This window comes from uncultured Lactobacillus sp., from assembly GCF_902491705.1.
Classification (GTDB): domain Bacteria; phylum Bacillota; class Bacilli; order Lactobacillales; family Lactobacillaceae; genus Lactobacillus.
Map to the genome: position 1 here is coordinate 14,031 of NZ_CABUIW010000019.1, position 20,439 is coordinate 34,469.

Consider the following 20,439-nt stretch of genomic DNA (forward strand, 5'->3'; position numbering starts at 1 on the left):
GTTTGCTAAGAAAGGGATGTTTTCTCATGGAAATAGATTGGGATACTTTCTTGTGGCCTTATAACGAAGCAGTTCGCGAATTAAAGGTTAAATTTCGTTCCCTTAGACAAGGCTTTTTAACTAGGGGAGAACATTCACCAATTGAATTCGTAATTGGTAGAGTAAAAACAGTAGATTCAATTAAGGAAAAAATGACTCGAAGAGTAATCAGTCCAGACGTCATTGAGACTGATATGCAAGACATTGCTGGGATTCGAATTGTTACTCAATTTGTAGATGACATCTACAAGGTAGTAGATTTGATTCATGCTCGAGACGATATGGAGGTAGTTGAAGAGCGTGATTACATTCAAAATGCTAAACCTTCAGGCTATCGTTCTTATCACATGGTCATCAATTATACGGTATATTTGCCGGAGGGTCCTAAGACTTTAATTGCGGAAATTCAAATTAGAACTTTAGCGATGAATTTCTGGGCTACTGTTGAACATACTTTGAATTATAAGTATAAGGGTGTTTACCCAGACGATATTTCAAAGAGATTAAAGTCTACAGCTGAAGCTGCTTATAAATTAGATGAAGAAATGTCATCAATTAAAGATGAGGTCCAAGAAGCACAAAAGATTTTTACCAAAAATAAGGGTAAGGAAAAATCATGAAAGTAACAATTGCGCATAATAACTATGATAAGACCTTGGAAACAGTGGCCCATTTAAAAAAGTTGCTCGAGGAAAAAAACGTTGTCTTTGATGCAAAATATCCTGATGTGGTAATTACCGTTGGGGGCGACGGGACACTGATCAATGCCTTTCATCGTTATGAAAATCAAGTGGATTCTGTACGCTTTGTCGGCGTTCACACAGGACACTTAGGCTTTTATACTGATTGGCGCAACTATGATATTGATAAAATGGTCGATGCATTGCTTTTAACTGATGGCGCACCTGCAAAATATCCATTGCTTGAAATTAAGACGCTAACAGAATCTGGTGAGATTCGCTATCACTTGGCAGTTAATGAATCTGCAGTTAAGAGAGTATCGCATACTTTGGAAGCTGATGTGTATATCAATGATGAATTGTTTGAAAACTTCCGTGGCGATGGCCTTTGTGTTTCAACGCCTACAGGTTCAACTGCTTATAGTAAATCACTAGGTGGTGCAGTAATTCATCCTCGCTTGAAAGCATTGCAGATGACAGAAATTGCTTCAATCAATAATCGCGTGTTCAGAACATTATCTGCTCCAATAGTAATTGCACCTGATCAATGGATTACAATTGTACCTAATGCAGATCACTTTGTAATGACAGTTGATGGCGCCAGAATTGATGTTAGAAATGCAAAGAAAATCGAATATCGTATTTCACATCACTCAATTCAATTTGATCAATTTGGACACCATCATTTCTGGTCACGTGTACAAGATGCATTTATTGGAGATAATGAAAATGACTAGTTTATTTAAACTAATTGTGCAAGAAAGAGACCCAAAAAAATTGGGCTCTTTTTTGTTAAAAAAAGGATTTTCACACCAAGCATTAAATAATGCTAAACATCATAATGGTTTAATTTTGGTAAATCATAAAAGAAGATATACCAGTTTTCATTTAAAAACTAATGATGAAGTAATTTTTGTTACTGGTGAAGAAAAGAAAAATGATTTTTTAAAGCCATCTAACAATCCGGTAGAGCCGGTTTTAGAAACGAAAAACTATATTATCTTAAATAAGCCAGCAGGTGTTTTATCGATTCCATCACGCTATGAAGATAATGATGCAATTGTTAATCGCTTGATGGGCTATTTTATTCAAAAAAAGCAGCCAGATTTAAAGCCGCATGTAATTACTAGATTAGATCGTGATACGTCAGGCTTAGTACTAGTGGGTAAGAATTCTGTGGCTCACGCACGCTTTAGCAAAATCGGTAAGGAAAAATTTGTCAAAAAATATCATGCTATCGTGCATGGCAATTTTAAAGATGAAGAATTGACGGGTTTGATTGATGAACCGATTGGCAAAGCAGGGAGCGGTGTTAAGAGAAGTGTAATCGCATCGGGCAAAAAGGCACAAACAGAATATAAAGTGCTTAAGCAAGTGTCAGGAGCTAGTCTGGTTGAATTACGCTTGTTAACTGGCAGAACGCACCAAATCCGTGTGCATATGGCTTATTTAGGTCATCCCCTTTATGGTGATCCATTGTATGGAGTGGATGACAACTTTTCACGCCAAGCCTTGAATTGCTTTTATCTAAGATTTCCCGATCCTTTTAATAATGGAGAAGATAAAACGATTGAGATTGCTGATCCAAGTGACATGCAAAAATTATGGCAGGAGCTTAATTAATAAAAATTTCTAAAACTATTAGGATTTGCTACTAAAAAACTTGCATAACGAAACCGCTTTCTTTAGAATTGAAGGTGTAATATAAAACTATTCGTGTACAGAAAAGAGGACATCTTTATGTATTATTCCAATGGTAATTATGAAGCCTTTGCAGATCCTAAAAAGCCTGCAGGCGTAGATAAAAAGTCTGCTTATATTATTGGTAGTGGATTGGCTGGCCTTTCTGCAGCTGTTTTCTTAGTACGTGATGCTCAAATGAAGGGTGAACGTATCCATATCTTAGAAGAACTTCCAGTAGCAGGTGGTTCTCTTGATGGTGCTAAGCGTCCAAATGCTGGATTTGTTGTCCGTGGTGGACGTGAAATGGAAAACCACTTTGAATGTTTGTGGGACATGTACCGTTCAATTCCAAGTTTGGAAATTCCAGGTGCATCATATCTTGATGAATATTACTGGCTTGATAAAGAAGACCCTAACTCATCAAATTGTCGTTTGATTTATAACCGCGGCGATCGTTTACCAAGTGATGGTCAATATGGTTTAGGTAAATGTGCTAACGAAATTGTTAAGCTGATCATGACTCCTGAAAAAGAACTTGAAGGAGAAACTATTGAAGAATTCTTTAGCGACGACTTCTTCAAGACCAACTTCTGGTCATACTGGTCAACTATGTTTGCCTTTGAAAAATGGCACTCAGTAGCTGAAATGCGTCGCTACGCAATGCGCTTTATTCACCACATTGATGGTTTGCCAGACTTCACTGCTTTGAAGTTTAATAAATACAACCAATATGAATCAATGGTTAAACCATTACTTGCTTACTTAAAGGATCACGACGTTAAATTTGAATATGATTGCCATGTTCAAAACGTTGAAGTAGAACATGAAGGCAATGAAAAGATTGCCAAAAAGATTATCATGACGCAAAATGGCAAAGAAACAGAAATTCCATTAACGCCAGATGACATTGTCTTTATCACCAACGGTTCAATCACTGAAAGTTCAACTTATGGTGATCAAAATACTCCAGCTCCAATTACTCACGCTAAGGGTAGTTCATGGAAGTTATGGGAAAACTTGGCTAAGCAAGATCCAGCCTTTGGTCATCCTGATGTCTTCTGTGAAAACTTACCAGAGCGTAGTTGGTTTGTTTCAGCTACTACAACTTTGGAAAACAGAAAACTTGCTCCATACTTTGAACGTTTGACTAAGCGTAGCTTGTATGATGGCAAGGTTAACACTGGTGGTATTATTACTATCGTTGACTCTAACTGGGAACTTAGCTTTACCATCCACCGTCAACCTCACTTCAAGAGCCAAAACCCAGATCAAATTGTTGTTTGGATCTACGCACTTTACTCAGACACTGAAGGTAATTACATTAAGAAGAGAATTGTTGACTGTACTGGTAAAGAAATCGCAGAAGAACTTTTGTATCACTTAGGTGTTCCTGAAAGTCAAATCAGTGAAATGGCTAGTGAAGAAAACATGAATACTGTTCCTGTTTACATGCCATATGTTACTAGTTACTTCATGCCTCGTCATGATGGCGACCGTCCAGCAGTTGTTCCAGATGGATCTGTCAACATTGCCTTTATTGGTAACTTTGCTGAATCTCCAACAAGAGATACTGTCTTCACAACTGAATACTCAGTAAGAACTGCTATGGAAGCTGTATACACATTGCTTAATGTTGACCGTGGTGTTCCAGAAGTATTTGATTCTATTTATGACATTCGTCAATTGCTTCGTGCTATGTACTACATGTCAGACAAGAAGAAGTTAGTTGATCAAGACATGCCACTTCCTGAAAAATTAGCTGTTAAGACTGGCATGAAGAAGATCAAGAGAACTTGGGTAGAAGAATTATTAAAAGAAGCAAACTTGATGTAATTCTAAACTAAAAAAGCTTGAGCATTTGCTCAAGCTTTTTTTGCGTGCTTTTTAAGACTTTTCATAATTAATAAAATTCCTGCAGCAATTAAGGCAATTACGATAAACATGATTACCGCCTTGATAATTCTGCTGCTGTCTAAATGCAAGATGGAGTCGCCACCATAAGCATAAATATAGGCAAATGGTGCAACACCAATCACGATTGGAATTAACTGCTTTTTTAAATTATTTTTGTTAATCATGACATTAACATAACTAACAGTAGCGCTAGGGATGAATGGAATTAAATATCCGATCGTTAAAGCAATCATTGGATATTTCTGCGTCGTCAATAATTTATAGATCTTACTGTGTGACATGTTTTTGATATCATACAGCTTTCGAAGTAGTTCCATTAAAATGACTTGGCCTAAAATATCACTGATCCAGTTAACGATAAAGCCAAACGCAGGTCCATATAAAATACCGTTTAACACACAGAAGATACCGTTGGATAAGCCAGGAATAGCTACACAAATAGCATTTAGAACGAATAGGAAGGCTAAATCCTCAATGCCGTGACTGCGAACCATTTTTACTAATAGTTCTTCATTATGGTGATCAAAGTTAGTTAACAATCTTAATTCAGGTAGGTAGCTTAAATACAACTTGTATAAAAGAAGTAAACCTAATACGCCACCTAGAATAAATAATGTAATACGAATAATTTTGTGTTTCACTTTGTCACCTTCTTGTTTATGTTACCTTTATTCTACTTTAAATTTTGACAATAAAAAAGCCATGACTATCTAAGTCATGACTTAAAATTGATTCTACTTAGTAAATAAAACGCGTGTACCTTCTGGAACAGCAATATCTTTTTGAATAGGTGTTAATGTACCAGTACCACCATTTCTTAAGTAGAGAGTGGCGTTATCAGTGTTTTGATTTGCAGCTACTAAGTATTTTTCACTTTCGTCCCAGTTGAAATCACGTGGGAAGTCGCCAAAAGTAGAAACGCGTTGAACTAAGCTCAAAGTGTGAGCATCGTTTACTTTGAAGACAGTGATTGAATTATGACCACGATTAGAAATATAAATGTATTTGCTATCACGGCTGATGTAAACAGCAGCGGCACCGTTATGCTCAGTGAAGTCATCAGGAATGGTCTTGTAAGTAGCAATATCTTCAAAGTCCCAGGTGTCTTCGTTGAACTTAACTACGTTGATCTTGCTGGAAAGTTCACCAACAACGTAGAAATAGTTGCCGTCTTTAGAAAAGACAATGTGACGATCGCCAAAGCCGGCTTCGTTCTTGTATTGTGCTAAGTGCTTTAATTCACCATTTTCAAGACGGTAGAAGTCAACAGTATCATTGCCTAAGTCGCAACTAACTAAATTGCCAGCAGGGGTTTCATCGAAGAAGTGTGGGTGAGGACCGTCTACTTGCTCTGGGCGAGGGCCTAAGCTTTCAGGCTTGTGGGTAGTTTGAGCAACTAATTCTAACTTGCCGCTGTCACTATAACTAAATACTGATAAAACAGCGGTGTGATAGTTGGCAGTGTAAAGCAATTTTTTATCATGGTTAATGCCTACATAAGCTGGTGAAGCACCAGGTGTTAAATGACGATCAACTTCATTAGAACCTGATTCATTTACTTTAAATACGCTGATACCACCCTTGTCGCCAGCGTTATTGATAGTAAAAATGAGATCGCCATCTTTTTGGAAGTAAGTAGGTCCACCAACACTGACAATATTTTCAGCTTTACCTAAACGAGCATCATTATTTTCACCAGTAAAAGGTAATTCGTAAATCCCTTTTGAGGTTTTCTTAGTATATCCTCCGATTAAAACCTTCATATATTTGGCCTCCATTATTTAAATATAAAGAAACTTTATAAAATTAAGTATACCATGGGAAAAGATCTGATTATGACTATTTAACGTAAAAAGTGATACAGTTAGAACTATAAGTATAAGTGAATATATTTTTCTAAGGAGGCATATAAATAAAATGGATGAAAAAAAGATCCGTGAACTATATGCTCAAAATGATATTAAAGATGTTTTTAACAATTTGCATTCCTCTGCAGATGGTTTAACACCTGAAGAAGCTGAAAAGCGACTAAAAAAATATGGTGAAAATACCATCAAAAAAGCTGCTGCGGAATCTGAATGGAAAACCTTTTTTAAGAATTTTATTAGCACGATGGCCATTTTGCTTTGGATCTCCGGATTCATTGCAATAATTTCAGGCACGGCTGAACTAGGAATTGCTATTTGGTTAGTTAATATTATCAATGGCTTGTTCAGTTTCTGGCAAGAACGTGCTGCTAAAAAAGCAACGGATGCATTGAACAATATGTTGCCAACGTATGTTGATGTAATTCGTGGCGATAAAAAGCTGCAGATTGATAGCAAACGGCTGGTTCCAGGTGACGTGTTTGTTTTACAAGCAGGCAATTCCATTCCAGCTGATGCCAGAATTATTTCTGCTAGTTCAATGCAGGTTGATCAAAGTGCATTGAACGGTGAATCTGTTCCTGAATCAAAAACAACTAAATATGATCCTGGGGAAGGTAGTTATGCGGAAAGCAATTTGGTTTATTCAGGAACTACCGTTGGTGCTGGGACTGCACGTGCAATTGCCTTTGCGACAGGGATGAACACTGAATTTGGGCGAATAGCTAGTTTAACGCAAAAGCAAACTAAAACTACTAGCCCATTAACAGCGGAACTTAATCGTTTAACTAAGCAAATTTCAATTATCGCGATTACGATTGGGGTTATCTTCCTGATTGCTGCGATTTTCTTTGTTAAATATCCATTTGCTAAAGCATTTATCTTTGCTTTGGGTATGATTGTAGCCTTTATTCCAGAAGGACTTTTGCCAACTGTAACTTTGAGCTTGGCTCAAGGTGTTAGAAGAATGGCTAAAAAGCACGCCTTGGTTAAAGAGTTAAATTCTGTAGAAACATTGGGTGAAACAACAGTTATCTGTTCTGATAAAACTGGTACGTTAACGCAAAACCAAATGACTATTCACTACATTTGGACTCCAGCTAATGAGTATCATGTAACAGGTAACGGTTATGTTAACAATGGTCAAATTGAACTAAATAATAAACAACTCTGGTATGAAGAAAATCCAGATTTGCATAAACTTGTTCAAATTGCCGCTTTGGATAATGATACTAGCGTACAACCTGCTAAAGAAAAGGGTGCAAAGCCTAAGATCTTAGGTACGCCAACTGAAGCTAGTTTGATTATCATGGCTGAAAAAGCCGGTTTTGATAATCAAAAAGTTTTGGTTAAATATCCACGTCTGCGTGAATTACCATTTGATTCTGATCGTAAGAGAATGTCAACGATTCATCGCTGGAACGATACACAATATATTATTTTCACTAAAGGATCATACAGCGACACGATTAAACAGTGTGATCGTATCCAAGTTAATGGTCAAGTACGTGAAATGACAGATGATGATCGACTACGTTCTAAGAAGGCTAACGCTGATTATGCTTCACGCGGATTGCGTAGTATGGCCTTAGCATATCGGATTATTGATCGTGATGTAGATATTAATAAAATATCTATTGATGAGGCAGAAAATCACTTGGTCTTTGTAGGTTTAACTACAATGAGTGATCCACCTCGTCCAGAAATTTATGATGCTGTTAAACGTTGTCACCAAGCTAAGATTAGAATCATCATGGTAACTGGTGACTCAAAGTTGACTGCTAAATCAGTTGCTGTTCAAATTGGTTTGACCTCTGATAAAGCTCGCGTTATTTCAGGTAACGAGCTTGAAAAGATGAGCGATGATGAACTTCGTAAGGCTTTGAAGGGTGAAGTCATTTTTGCCAGAGTTGCTCCTGAGCAAAAGTATCGTATTGTTAAGAACTGTCAAGCAAATGGTGAAGTTGTTGCTTCAACTGGTGACGGGGTTAACGATGCTCCTGCTTTAAAGCAAGCTGATATCGGCATTGCGATGGGGCAAACTGGTACAGATGTTGCTAAGGAAGCAGCCAACATGATTTTAACGGATGATAACTTTGCATCAATCGTAGCTGCAATTGAAGAAGGACGTGCCGTTTATTCAAACATTCGTAAGTTCTTAACTTATATTTTGACTTCAAACGTGCCAGAAGCTATTCCATCAGTATTGTTCTTATTCTCTGGTGGTCTAATTCCTTTGCCAATGACAGTTATGCAAATTTTGACAGTTGACTTAGGTACTGACATGCTTCCTGCCTTAGGGCTAGGTGCAGAAGCCGCTGATCCAGACATTATGAATCAGCCGCCAAGAAAGCGTAGTGAACACTTATTAAACAAGGGTGTAATGATTAAAGCCTTTTGTTGGTATGGTTTATTATCTAGTTTGATTTCTACTGGAGCTTACTTCTTTGTTAACGCTCAAAATGGTTGGCCACAAACTGCTTTAGCTGCAAGTGGTCCTGTTTATATGCGTGCCACTACAATGGTATTAGGTGCGATCGTCTTTACACAGATTGCTAACGTTTTGAACTGTCGTACTAATAAGACATCTGTTTTCAAGAAAGGATTATTTAGCAACAAGAATATTTGGTATGGTATTATCTTTGAAATTTGCTTGTTCTTTGTTTTGACAATTACACCAGGTATTCGTCAATTATTTAACACCACACCATTGTTTGCTTCAGATTGGTTATTCTTGTTCTTATTACCAATTCCATTAGTACTTCTTGATGAAGCTAGAAAATGGATTATGTATCATAAAAAATAATTAACGATTTGGGCCGCTTAAGTTTTTAAGCGGCTTTTCTTATGCTAAAATTATTTTTAAGGAGATAATTATTATGAAATGGATTTCAACTATTAAGAAAATTGGTAAAAAAGCTGTCGATAATAAAGATGGCATGGTAATTTTGTTTGGTGAAGGTGCTAACAAGGAACTGGAAGATGTCTCAGTTATCCAAAAGTTTGATGAAAAAACACCAGTTAGTGGCTTCGTATTTAAGAAAGGCGACACTATTACTGTTGACGGTCAAACTTATGTAGCAAATTATGTAGGTCCAATGGTTGAAAGTAACATGAAAGCATTGGGTCACGTTACCTTGTTCTTTAACCGTCCAGTATCAAAGACACCTTTAGCTAATGCTGTTTACTTTGATCCAGATGTAGATCAACCAATGCCTACCTTTAGAGTAGATGATGATATTGTTTACGAACACATTTAATAATTAGGACAGTTAGATGGATTATAAACAAAATCATAGGGGCGAAACATTATTTAAAAAGTGGTTTTTAAATAATCGATTTAGTATTGTTTTATTAAACATCTTATTGTTCTTTTTGATCATTTGGGTTTTCAATAAAATATCATTTGTCTTGAATCCAGCTTGGGTATTTTTCAGTGCTGTCTTGCCGCCATTACTATTGGCAATAATTCAGTACTATATTATGAATCCTCTAGTTGATTGGCTAGAAAAGAAATTTAAGGTGCCAAGAGTATTAACAATTGTTGTTTTATTCTTGTTTGTAATTATTGCTTTAATTTGGATCATCAATATTTTGGTACCTATTGTCCAAAACCAGATCAATTCTTTGGTTAAGAATTGGCCCAATATTTGGAATGATGCTGTTAATGCGACGCAGAAGGCCTTAAGGGATCCGCGTCTGCATTCAATAAAAGGCAGAATTAATGGTATGATTGACAATACTCAGAAGACTTTATTTAAGTCTGGTCAGAGTGCAATTAATACTACTATAGGCAATATATCTTCTGCTGTAAGTATTATTACTATGATAGTAATGACTTTACTGACAGCACCAGTTATCTTATTCTTTATGCTTAAAGATGGACATCAACTTCGTCCATACATTACGAAGTTTGCACCAGAAAAATGGCAACCTAGTTTTAGTAAGTTACTTTATGATATTAACTATGCTTTAGCATCATACATTCGTGGTCAGATAACTGTTGCCTTTTGGGTAGGAGTTATGTTTGCAATCGGCTATTCACTAGTTGGTTTGCCTTATGGGGCAGCTTTAGCAATTTTAGCTGGTTTCTTGAATTTGATCCCGTATTTTGGTACTCCAATTGCACAGATTCCAGTAATCGTTATTGCAATTATGACTTCTGGTCCAATGTTAATTAAAGTTTTAATTGTCTTTCTAATTGAGCAAACAATTGAAACAAGAGTCTTGAGTCCATTAATTATGGGTAGCAAGATGGCAATGCACCCTGTAATCACTATCTTACTTTTGATTGGTGCAGGTTCCGTTTGGGGACTTTGGGGTGTCATTTTTGGAATTCCAATTTATGCTGTCTTGAAGATTATTGTGTCTCGCGTGTACAATTATTATCGAAGAGAATCTGAACTTTTTGGTGAAACGGATGCTGCTTCTTTAACCACGGGGGATGCAGATAAGACAACAAAAGATACTGCTAAATAGTTTTAAAGCGTGGCTTAAAAGCTACGCTTTTTTGATAAGGAGCTTTTTTAATGACAAATCATGTAGTTTTATATGAACCATTAATGCCAGCAAATACAGGCAATATTGCACGTACTTGTGCTGGAACAAACACTGTTTTGGATTTGATTGAACCATTGGGTTTTCAAATCGATAATAAAAAGATGAAACGTGCAGGCCTTGACTACTGGGATAAAGTTGACGTACGTATGCATGATGATTTAGATGCATTTTTAAAGACATTAGGCCCAGATGATGAAATGTATTTGATTTCAAAGTTTTCATCTAAAAATTACTCTGATGTGGATTATACTGATCCAAAAAAGAATTATTACTTTGTTTTTGGTAAAGAAACTACAGGCTTGCCTGAAACATTTATGCGTGAATATTATGATCGTAATTTAAGAATTCCAATGTCTGATAATATTCGCTGTTATAATTTATCTAACTCAGTGGCTATGGTCTTGCTTGAAGCACTTCGTCAACAAGGTTTTCCAAATATGGAAACAACCCACCACTATGAAAATGATAAGTTAAAAGATGATTATGACCGTCCAGAAAGATATGAACGTAATTTAGGAGGAAATAAATAATGGATTTTGAAAAGCAGACCCCTGTTACAGTACAATCATTTCACTATGATTTAACTGATGAAAATGCTACTGCTAAGAGTGAAGTTAACCCAGGAATTAGAAAATTAGACGTTAGTGGTGATGAAGAGCATTCAGAAGAAAATGGTAGCTACTATGATGTTGCTGTGTTTTTTGATGTAATTCCTGAACCGGTTGAATTTGAAGTAAGTGGAGCAATTCACCAAATCGTTCAAATCAAGGATTATCATGGTGATGGTTCTGATATTGATAATGCTGACTGGCAATTACTTAGCAGACCATTAGTTGAATATATTGAAACTTTAACTTACGAAGTTACCCAAGTTACATTTGATAAACCTGTTAACTTGAACTTTAAGGCTAATTTTTAGTCACTAATTAAGGTGAGTACATGCCTGTAAAAAGGAAAAAGAGAAAGACAAAAAGAAAATATAATAAAAGCAAGGCTAAAAAGCAGAGCTTAAATTGGAGCATTGTAGGACTGATACTAATCTTAGTATCAGTTTTAGCGTTTGTAAGGTTTGGCATTTTAGGTAAACAAATTGCTAATTTGATTCGAATGTTTTTCGGTGACTCATACCTATTTGCTAGTGGATTAATAGGTTTATTTGGGTTAGTAAATTTAATTTACAACCAGCCGATTCGGTTGAATTTTAAGCGGACAATGGGTTTAAGCTTAGCCTTTATTGGCATATTATTGCTTCAAAGTAATTTATATTTTGAACGTGAACTGGTCAATAGCGGATTTCTAAATTCATTTTGGCATGCAATGTCCGCGGAATTTGGCAGAGCTGGCGTAACTGAGAGCGTCGGTGGCGGCTTTATTGGAGCTTTAGGCTATCAAATTTTCTATCCACTGCTTGGACAAGTCGGTGTTAATGTTTTTGCTGTTTTGCTTTTGCCGATTGGGATTTTGATGTTCTTTGATGTGAAATTTAGAACGATTATTGAAAAATTCCAGTCGGTTAGCCAACTTTTTATTCAAAGAAATAAAGAGGCTGGTGCTAAGTTAAAAGACAAGTATGGGGATGCACTTGAAAAAAGAAAACAAGATCGCTTAGCTAAACAAGATCAAGATAATATTGATGATCCAGATAAGCCAATTTTTCCTGATGTAGCTGACTTTAATCCTGAAGATGATAATGATGCTGCTGAAGATGAAAAAGAAGAGGACGATGATGCAGCATCTGCTCAGGATGTTGTTCCAGAGCCACAAATTCAGATTGCTCCTCAACATGATGACACTGAAAAAGAATTGCCTAAATCTCATTCATTTGAAGAACAGGATCAAAAGCTAGAACAAGAATTAGGTCAAGTAGATCATGGTGAATTAAAAACAGATACACCGGTTAATAAAGCATATAAAATGCCGCCACTTAGTTTGCTTGATCCAATTAAGTCTACTGATCAGAGCGCAGATCGTGATTTAATTAAGAAAAATACGCAAATACTGCAATCTACTTTCAAGAGTTTTGGTGTAAAAGTAATCATAAAAAAGGCTATTTTAGGACCAACGATTACGCGATATGAAGTGCAACCTGCTGTTGGTGTAAAGGTAAGCAGAATTGTCAACTTGGCAGATGACTTAGCCTTGGCTTTAGCTGCAAAAGATATCAGAATTGAAGCGCCTATTCCAGGTAAGCCGTTTATTGGAATCGAAGTTCCTAACCGAGCAACATCTGTAGTATCGTTTAAGGATGTAATGGAACATCAAGATAAAAAGGCTAAGAAGATTCCAATGGATGTGCCTTTGGGTAAAGACGTTACAGGTAGCATTATTTCAGCTAACCTGACAAAAATGCCCCACTTGTTAATTGCTGGTTCTACTGGATCAGGTAAGTCTGTAGCTATTAATACAATTTTGGCTAGCATCTTAATGAAGGCTAGACCAGAAGAGGTCAAACTAGTTTTGATTGATCCTAAAATGGTTGAATTGTCTGTTTATAATGGTGTGCCTCATTTGCTTATTCCAGTTGTAACGGATGCCAAATTAGCTGCTAATGCTTTGCGCAAAGTTGTTAAAGAAATGGAGCGTAGATATAAATTATTTGCTGCTGGCGGCGTTAGAAATATGGATGAATACAATCAAAAAGTGGCTGAAAACAATCAAGATAAAACTAAGCCAGCTATGAAGCCATTGCCTTATATTTTGGTAGTAGTAGATGAACTTAGTGACTTGATGATGGTAGGTGGCCATGATGTTGAAGGAGCGATTGTTCGATTAGGACAAATGGCTCGTGCTGCCGGAATCCACATGATTTTAGCTACTCAGCGTCCTAGTGTTGACGTTATTACTGGGTTAATTAAAGCTAATGTGCCATCTCGTATTTCATTTGCTGTATCTAGTGGGGTGGATTCAAGAACTATTTTGGATCAAACTGGTGCAGAAAAATTATTGGGCCGCGGTGATATGCTGTACATGCCAATTGGTGCCTCAAAGCCTGAACGTGTTCAAGGAGCATATATTGCTAGTGATGAAGTTGAGCGCGTAATTGATTGGGTTAAGAAACAACAAAAAGTCGATTACGATGAAACAATGATTCCTAAAAAAGGTGAAAATGCATCAAGTGGCAATAGCGAAAGTGATGAACCAGAAGATGAGTTTTATAATCAAGCTGTCGATCTAGTTCGCCGTCAGCAAACTGCGAGTGTCTCTATGCTACAAAGACGGTTTAGAATAGGTTATAATCGTGCCGCTAGAATTGTCGATGAGATGGAGGCCCAAGGTATTGTTGGTCCATCAGAAGGATCGAAACCTCGTCAAGTATTAGTTCCACCAGTAAAGAATGAAGGTAATTCAAATAATGCTAACAACTAATATTGAAATTAGAAAAAATAAAAAATTTACAACAGCCGTGTTGGGCTGTTTTTTGCGTTTACCGCTAACTAGCAACAATCTTGCTCTTGCTAGTTTAATTGCTAAATTGCAAATGAATGCTTCAAGAGATTATCCATCGATTATGGAGCAGCAACAAAAATTAACTGAACTATACGATTTGGAATTAGACATTATGCCTCAGCTTTTTGGCAAAGAAATAATTCTTTCTTACTATGCTAATTTTGTAGAGCCAAGCGAAATTCTTGATCCAGATTACACATATGAAAAGATAATTGAAACAATTAGTCAGATTATTAAATTTCCTTATTATGATCATAATACTTGGTTGGGTTATGCTCAGCAGCAATTAAGAGAAGACTATGATGAATTAATGGGTCAGCCAGCTAATTATGCTATTGAGCGTTTCTTTAGATTGTGGTATCGAGATCAACCTGAGTATGCAGATAACTTTATGGGTTCAATTGAAAAGATTGAAAATGCTACTTATGATGATGTAGACAATTTTGTCTCATATATGAGAAGTCGCCCAATAACAGTGCTTGGCATGGCACGAGATAATAATCAAGTAACCAAATTAGTTAATCAATATTTCAGAGGTGCCGGTATTATTAAAAAGTTTGAAGTAGATGATTTAACTATTCCGGCTCAAGATAATCCAATAGAAAAAACTGAAGAACAGGATAATGCTCAGGCACAATTATTAATGGGCTTTGGCTTCAAGCAAAATATTACCTATCAAGGTCAAATTAGTGGATTGCTATTAAGTCAATATTTGGCTGGTGATCAATCTTCAAAATTATTTAGTCAAATCCGTGAAGAATTGGGTGCAGCCTATGATGTTGAAGCAAGTAGTTTTGCCAATAATAATTTGTTTTTGATTAATGCAGGTCTTGATCCAGATAAAATTGGGGATGCTAAACGGATTGTATTCAATGAAATGCAAAAAATAGCCGATGGAGAAGTCGATGATTCATTATTTAAAAAGGCTAAGAAATCACTTGAACGCAGTACTAAGATCGGCTTAGATGGACAAAATTGGCAATTGGGTCAAGCTTTACGCGGAGCGCTTTTCCCAGATTATGTGAATTTTGATCGCGCAGCAGCAATTAAAAAAGCTACGCCACATCAATTAGTAGATTTTGTTAAAAACTTATTTTTCAATGAAAGCTATGTTTTAAAATGATTGTACCTAAGATAATTAAAAGAGAATATAAGTCAGGCTTTAAGGCCGAAATAATTTTAAAGCCACAATTTTACCAACGATTTTTTGGCATCATTATTGACTTTGGAAGCAGTGATCCGCAAAAAGTCGCAGGTTCAGCCCACTTTCTTGAACATAAATTGTTTGCTAAAAAAGATGGCGATATTTCACAAAAATTCGAAGAGATTGGTGCCGATGTAAATGCATTTACGTCATTTAATGAGACGATGTTTTATTGTAGCGGAATAGATCATACTTCTAAGATGCTTGATTTATTGTTTGAGCTTGTAGGCAAGCCATATTTCACTAAACAGAATGTTGCTAAAGAAGCTCCAATTATTAAGCAGGAATTGGCAATGTACAAGAATGATCCTATTTGGGGTATAAATAATGCAATTATGACTGAAATGTTTGATCATTCTAATTTAGGCATTGAAGTAGTTGGTACAGAAGAATCAATTGACAGCGTAAATAAGACTAACTTAACTGCTGCTTATAGTAAAAATTATGTTCCTAGCAAAATGCAATTTGTAGCTTGCGGTGATTTTTCAGATAATCAAGTTAAGACGATTTTGATACAAGTCGGAAAATTGCAGGAGAAATATTTTAAGCCTGCTGACTCAAAACTTGATCAAAAAGAAGCACCTGTTGGTGAAATGAAAGATGTCATCGTTCCTTCTAAAGGAAATTCTAAAGCAATAGGAATTGGAATTCGCTTTAAAAACTTTAAGAAAGTATTATCAAGTCTTGATTTGGCTCAAATTATGCTTGAAATAATGTTAGAATCAAGATTAAGCGTGATGGGACCATGGTATCAAGATATGAGAGTGAGAAGGTTATTAACTAATCCACTTCAAATCTCGGTCAATTACACTAGGCAGGGCGATTTCGCTACTATTTTTGGTGTAAGTCAGCAAGCAAAAGAAACAATTCAGGAAATAGAACAGCAATTGACAAAACCAATCACTAAAAATTCTGAAGAATATCATTTCCTTGAAAAGAATTTTGCTTTGCAGAAAAAGGAATGGTTAGCACGCACTGTTAGAACAATGAACGATCCTTCATCTTTGGCAATTGAAATGATTGAAGAAAATCTAGACCATGAAAATTTAGATTTGAATTTAAAGAAATTACAAGTAATGGGATTCGAAGAATTCAATCAAACATGCCAAAAGTTAATGAAAGATAGTACATTTTGTTCAGCTTATATAGATCCTAGTAATAGGGAGTGATATTGAATGAAACGAGCAATTGTGTTTGGTGCAACTGGCGGAATTGGACAGGAGATTTGCCGTGATTTAGCTGCTGAAGGCTGGTCACTTTATCTGCACTATAATTCACATGAGCAAGTAGCATTAGATTTAGGTAAAGAGTTGTTCGATAAATATCCTAAGCAAGATTTTTTACCAATTAAACTAGACTTTGAAGCAAATGATAGTCAGTTAGAAGATTTTGCTAAAAGTTTATTACCAGTAAATGCAGCCGTTTTTGCTCAGGGCATTACCAAGTACGGTTTTTTAGGCGATGAAAAGCTTGATAACATCACTAAAATAATTAATGTAAATCTTACTGTACCAATAAAATTGACTAAATTATTAGAACCACAATTAATGCGGCAAGAATATAGTCGAATAGTCTATTTGGGCTCCGTTTATGGTGGCGCTGGCAGTGCACTAGAGACTGTTTATAGTGCAACTAAAGGTGGACTCACACGTTTTGCACAAGCATACGCTCGCGAAGTTGCATCTAATAATTTAACGGTTAATGTTATTGCCCCAGGTGCAGTTAAAACTAAGATGAATGCGATTTTTTCTGAAGATACGATTCAGAAAGTACGAGATGAAATTCCTATGGGGCGTTGGGCTAAGGCAAGTGATATTTCATATTGGGTGTCAACCTTATTAAATAAGCGCAGCGGCTACCTCACAGGGCAAACTATTTATGTAACTGGTGGTTGGCTTTTATAACTAAGACGTTGCAATTGAATTTTTATGGTATACTCAATTTGTTAAACTTATTTTGAAGAGGTAAATATGAAAAACATCGGAGAAAAATTAAAGAGTGCTAGAGAGGCCAAAGGGCTTTCAATTGAAGATATTGAAAAAGCAACTAAGATTCAAAGTAGATATCTAAAAGCAATTGAAAATAATGAATTTGATAAACTTCCAGGTGATTTTTACGTTAGAGCATTTATTCGACAATATGCTCAAGTTGTTGGCTTAGATGGTAAGGAATTACTTAGTGACTATCATGAAGATATTCCAGAATCAAAGCCTGATGAATACGTAGAAAACTCGCTTGATAATAAGAGTGAAGAAGTACAGGAGACAACTGATAACAAGAAGAATTTGTGGAAAAATTACTTACCACGGATTGCCGTTGGACTTGGCGTAATTATCGTAATCTTAGTTGTATATGTTTTGTATGCACGCTTATCATCTGGTGGTCAACAAAAAGAAGCAGATAATAGTAGTGTAACTGTTTCATCGCAAAAATCATCATCATCTTCTTCGTCTAAAAAGCCAGCTAAGAAGGTAGTTGTAAGTCAAGTTAAGGTTAAGAAAATCAGTGATAATGAATACCGTGTTACTGGTTTGAAGAAGAACCGTCACTTGGTTGTACGTGCAGGTTCTACCCAAAATATTTCTGCTGGTGTAACTACTGACGGCAATAGTACTTGGCAATCAACTTTAATTGCTAAGCAAAAGCATACTGTGACTCTTCCATCAAATGCTCAAAGAGTAGTAGTAACTTTGAGTAACGACAATGGTACTTCAATTACTATTGGTGGCAAGAAGATTCCATATGCACCAAATAATGCATACCGTACTATTACTTTGTTGATCGGTAAAGCTAAGAAGACATCAAATAATAGTTCTAATACTCAAAGTAGTTCAAATAACACTAATAGTAATAATTCTTCTACCAGTTCAGCTTCTCAAAGCAGGACTAATAATATCAACAGAACTGAAACTCAAAATAGTCATACGCAATCATCAACGATTCAAAGTAGCCATACTCAATCATCAACGACTCAAAGTAGTCAAGCTAATGAACAAAGCAGCCATACACAACAATCATCTGCTACTCAATCATCAACTACTACCCAAAACAACGCTGGTGGCAACAATGGCGGCGGTGATAACGGAAATAATGGCAATTAAGGCTTAGGAGAAGTAAAGAATAATGAATTTACCTAATAAACTTACTGTATTTAGAATCTTTTTGATTCCAGTATTTATGTTAATTATAATTTTTGGTGGGGATGCACATACTGTAGCAGCTGGTTCTACTGTTTATTGGAGCAGAGTAATTGCTGCTATTGTATTTGCAGTTGCTTCAGCAACAGACTGGTTTGATGGTCATATTGCTCGTTCACGTAACATGGTTACCAACTTCGGTAAATTTGCTGACCCACTTGCAGACAAGATGTTGACTATGACAGCATTTATCTTTTTAGTTGACTTAAAGCTTGCTCCAGCATGGGTAGTAGCAATTATCGTTTGTCGTGAATTAGCCGTTACTGGTTTACGTTTGATCTTAGCAGAAAACAAAGGTCAAGTTTTAGCAGCTAAGATGCCAGGTAAGATTAAGACTACTTGCCAAATGCTTTCAATTATTTTCTTATTGATTGGTAACTTCTGGTACATTGGTACAATCTTACTTTACTTAGCATTGATCTTTACTATCTACTCTGGTTACGACTACTTCCACCAATCATGGGGCGTATTCAAGGGTTCAATGTAATCAATAAATTAATAACTAATTAAAAGAAGCAAAAATTTGCTTCTTTTTTTATTTTCTCAGAAAAAAATGGACATTTTTCGCGTAATAAATAGTGTAGGGAAAATGATTTGAACATTCGTTTGCATTTTGCTTGCAAATTGGTTATTGAACAAAGTATAATTATTAAGTACGAAAATTTAGGAGGTAGCAATGGCCAAAGATGAAAAGAAAGCTGCTTTAGACGCAGCTCTTAAGAAAATTGAAAAGAACTTTGGTAAAGGTGCTGTTATGCGTATGGGTGAAAAAGCAGACACACAAATTTCAACAGTACCAACCGGTTCACTTGCCTTAGATGCCGCTATTGGTGTTGGTGGTTATCCTCGTGGCAGAATTATCGAAATTTATGGTCCAGAATCATCTGGTAAGACTACTGTAGCCCTTCATGCAGTTGCTGAAGTGCAAAAACGTGGCGGAACAGCTGCTTATATCGATGCCGAAAACGCAATGGATCCTGCTTATGCTGAAGCTTTGGGTGTAGACATTGATTCATTGATCCTTTCACAACCAAACACTGGTGAAGAAGGTTTACAAATCGCTGATACTTTAATTTCCAGTGGTGCGATTGATATCGTAGTAGTTGACTCTGTAGCTGCCTTGGTACCACGTGCTGAAATTGAAGGCGAGATGGGGGATGCTCACGTTGGTTTGCAAGCTCGTTTAATGAGTCAAGCTTTACGTAAGTTATCAGGAACTATTTCTAAGACTAAGACAATTGCCATCTTTATTAACCAGATTCGTGAAAAAGTTGGTGTTATGTTTGGTAACCCTGAAACTACACCAGGTGGTCGAGCACTTAAATTCTACTCAACTATTCGTCTTGAAGTAAGAAGAGCTGAACAGATTAAGCAATCAGGCGATGTGCTTGGTAACCGCGTTAAGATTAAGGTTGTAAAGAACAAAGTTGCTCCACCATTTAAGGTTGCTGAAGTTGATATCATGTACGGTAAGGGTATCTCTCAAAGTGGTGAATTGCTTGATATGGCTGCCGACAAGGATATTATTGATAAGGCTGGATCATGGTATTCATACAAGAATGACCGAATTGGTCAAGGACGTGAAAATGCCAAGAAGTATCTTGAAGATCACCCAGATATTTATCAAGATATTCAACAGCAAGTCCGTCAAGCTTATGGCATTGATGAAAAATCAATTGCTGATCGCGAAAATCCAGAAAAGATAAAGGAAAAGCGCGAAGAAGCTGAACAAGAAAAATCTGAAGCAACAGACGCTGAAAAAACTAAATAATATTAGTTTTAACCTTGGATTTTATGATATAGTCCTACTTTAGTAGACAGTACAAATATATAAAGTACTATCTATGAAA

General features: G+C 36.2%; 18 protein-coding genes. 16 read left to right on the forward strand and 2 right to left on the reverse strand.

The genetic code is table 11. The annotated features are described in order from the left end of the window. Positions 1-26: 26 nt before the first annotated feature. From RDN22_RS05170 to RDN22_RS05185, 4 genes are all read left to right on the forward strand, one after another. On the forward strand, positions 27-659 hold the full coding sequence (locus RDN22_RS05170; protein WP_308556582.1) for a GTP pyrophosphokinase family protein: 633 nt from the start codon (positions 27-29) through the stop codon (positions 657-659). Beyond that, positions 656-1,456, forward strand: coding sequence for an NAD kinase (locus RDN22_RS05175; protein ID WP_308556584.1), 801 nt, complete (start codon positions 656-658; stop codon positions 1,454-1,456). Before RDN22_RS05170 ends, RDN22_RS05175 begins: the two co-directional genes overlap by 4 nt. After that, entirely contained in the window at positions 1,449-2,342 is an 894-nt protein-coding gene (locus RDN22_RS05180; protein WP_308556586.1) for an RluA family pseudouridine synthase, read from the forward strand. Before RDN22_RS05175 ends, RDN22_RS05180 begins: the two co-directional genes overlap by 8 nt. A 117-nt stretch (positions 2,343-2,459) precedes the next feature. Next, entirely contained in the window at positions 2,460-4,235 is a 1,776-nt protein-coding gene (locus RDN22_RS05185) for an oleate hydratase (RefSeq protein WP_308556588.1), read from the forward strand. Between the two features lie 29 nt (positions 4,236-4,264). Here the strand turns inward: RDN22_RS05185 and RDN22_RS05190 are convergent, their stop codons facing one another. Both RDN22_RS05190 and RDN22_RS05195 read right to left on the reverse strand, forming a co-directional pair. Further along, positions 4,265-4,957, reverse strand: coding sequence for a VTT domain-containing protein (locus RDN22_RS05190; protein WP_308556590.1), 693 nt, complete (start codon positions 4,955-4,957; stop codon positions 4,265-4,267). Between the two features lie 93 nt (positions 4,958-5,050). After that, positions 5,051-6,079, reverse strand: a complete 1,029-nt coding sequence (locus RDN22_RS05195) for a lactonase family protein (protein WP_308556592.1) — start codon at positions 6,077-6,079, stop codon at positions 5,051-5,053. 154 nt (positions 6,080-6,233) lie between these two features. Between RDN22_RS05195 and RDN22_RS05200 the strand changes: the two genes are divergently transcribed. From RDN22_RS05200 to recA, 12 genes are all read left to right on the forward strand, one after another. Then, the gene (locus RDN22_RS05200) at positions 6,234-8,987 is read left to right on the forward strand and encodes a cation-transporting P-type ATPase (protein WP_308556594.1); all 2,754 of its coding nucleotides are present in this window, start codon (positions 6,234-6,236) and stop codon (positions 8,985-8,987) included. 73 nt (positions 8,988-9,060) lie between these two features. Beyond that, positions 9,061-9,441, forward strand: coding sequence for a PTS glucitol/sorbitol transporter subunit IIA (locus tag RDN22_RS05205; RefSeq protein WP_308556596.1), 381 nt, complete (start codon positions 9,061-9,063; stop codon positions 9,439-9,441). Between the two features lie 16 nt (positions 9,442-9,457). Next, on the forward strand, positions 9,458-10,660 hold the full coding sequence (locus RDN22_RS05210) for an AI-2E family transporter (protein WP_308556598.1): 1,203 nt from the start codon (positions 9,458-9,460) through the stop codon (positions 10,658-10,660). A gap of 50 nt (positions 10,661-10,710) precedes the next feature. Further along, a complete protein-coding gene (locus tag RDN22_RS05215; protein WP_308556600.1) occupies positions 10,711-11,271 on the forward strand; it encodes a tRNA (cytidine(34)-2'-O)-methyltransferase in 561 nt (186 codons plus the stop codon). Next, on the forward strand, positions 11,271-11,660 hold the full coding sequence (locus RDN22_RS05220) for a DUF1149 family protein (RefSeq protein ID WP_308556602.1): 390 nt from the start codon (positions 11,271-11,273) through the stop codon (positions 11,658-11,660). Before RDN22_RS05215 ends, RDN22_RS05220 begins: the two co-directional genes overlap by 1 nt. Before the next feature lie 20 nt (positions 11,661-11,680). Further along, the gene (locus tag RDN22_RS05225; protein WP_308556604.1) at positions 11,681-14,107 is read left to right on the forward strand and encodes a DNA translocase FtsK; all 2,427 of its coding nucleotides are present in this window, start codon (positions 11,681-11,683) and stop codon (positions 14,105-14,107) included. Continuing rightward, complete coding sequence (locus tag RDN22_RS05230; protein WP_308556606.1) at positions 14,094-15,311, forward strand: insulinase family protein; 1,218 nt, start codon at positions 14,094-14,096, stop codon at positions 15,309-15,311. The genes RDN22_RS05225 and RDN22_RS05230 overlap by 14 nt, the downstream gene beginning before the upstream one ends. After that, on the forward strand, positions 15,308-16,561 hold the full coding sequence (locus tag RDN22_RS05235) for a pitrilysin family protein (protein ID WP_308556608.1): 1,254 nt from the start codon (positions 15,308-15,310) through the stop codon (positions 16,559-16,561). The genes RDN22_RS05230 and RDN22_RS05235 overlap by 4 nt, the downstream gene beginning before the upstream one ends. A gap of 6 nt (positions 16,562-16,567) precedes the next feature. After that, positions 16,568-17,296 carry an elongation factor P 5-aminopentanone reductase gene (gene ymfI / locus RDN22_RS05240; protein WP_308556610.1) on the forward strand — a complete coding sequence of 243 codons (729 nt, stop codon included), beginning with the start codon at positions 16,568-16,570 and terminating at the stop codon, positions 17,294-17,296. 66 nt (positions 17,297-17,362) lie between these two features. Further along, the gene (locus RDN22_RS05245; protein WP_308556612.1) at positions 17,363-18,493 is read left to right on the forward strand and encodes a helix-turn-helix domain-containing protein; all 1,131 of its coding nucleotides are present in this window, start codon (positions 17,363-17,365) and stop codon (positions 18,491-18,493) included. A gap of 22 nt (positions 18,494-18,515) precedes the next feature. Next, positions 18,516-19,076 carry a CDP-diacylglycerol--glycerol-3-phosphate 3-phosphatidyltransferase gene (gene pgsA / locus RDN22_RS05250; protein WP_308556613.1) on the forward strand — a complete coding sequence of 187 codons (561 nt, stop codon included), beginning with the start codon at positions 18,516-18,518 and terminating at the stop codon, positions 19,074-19,076. 189 nt (positions 19,077-19,265) lie between these two features. Beyond that, the gene (gene recA / locus RDN22_RS05255; protein WP_308556615.1) at positions 19,266-20,360 is read left to right on the forward strand and encodes a recombinase RecA; all 1,095 of its coding nucleotides are present in this window, start codon (positions 19,266-19,268) and stop codon (positions 20,358-20,360) included. Positions 20,361-20,439: the final 79 nt, after the last annotated feature.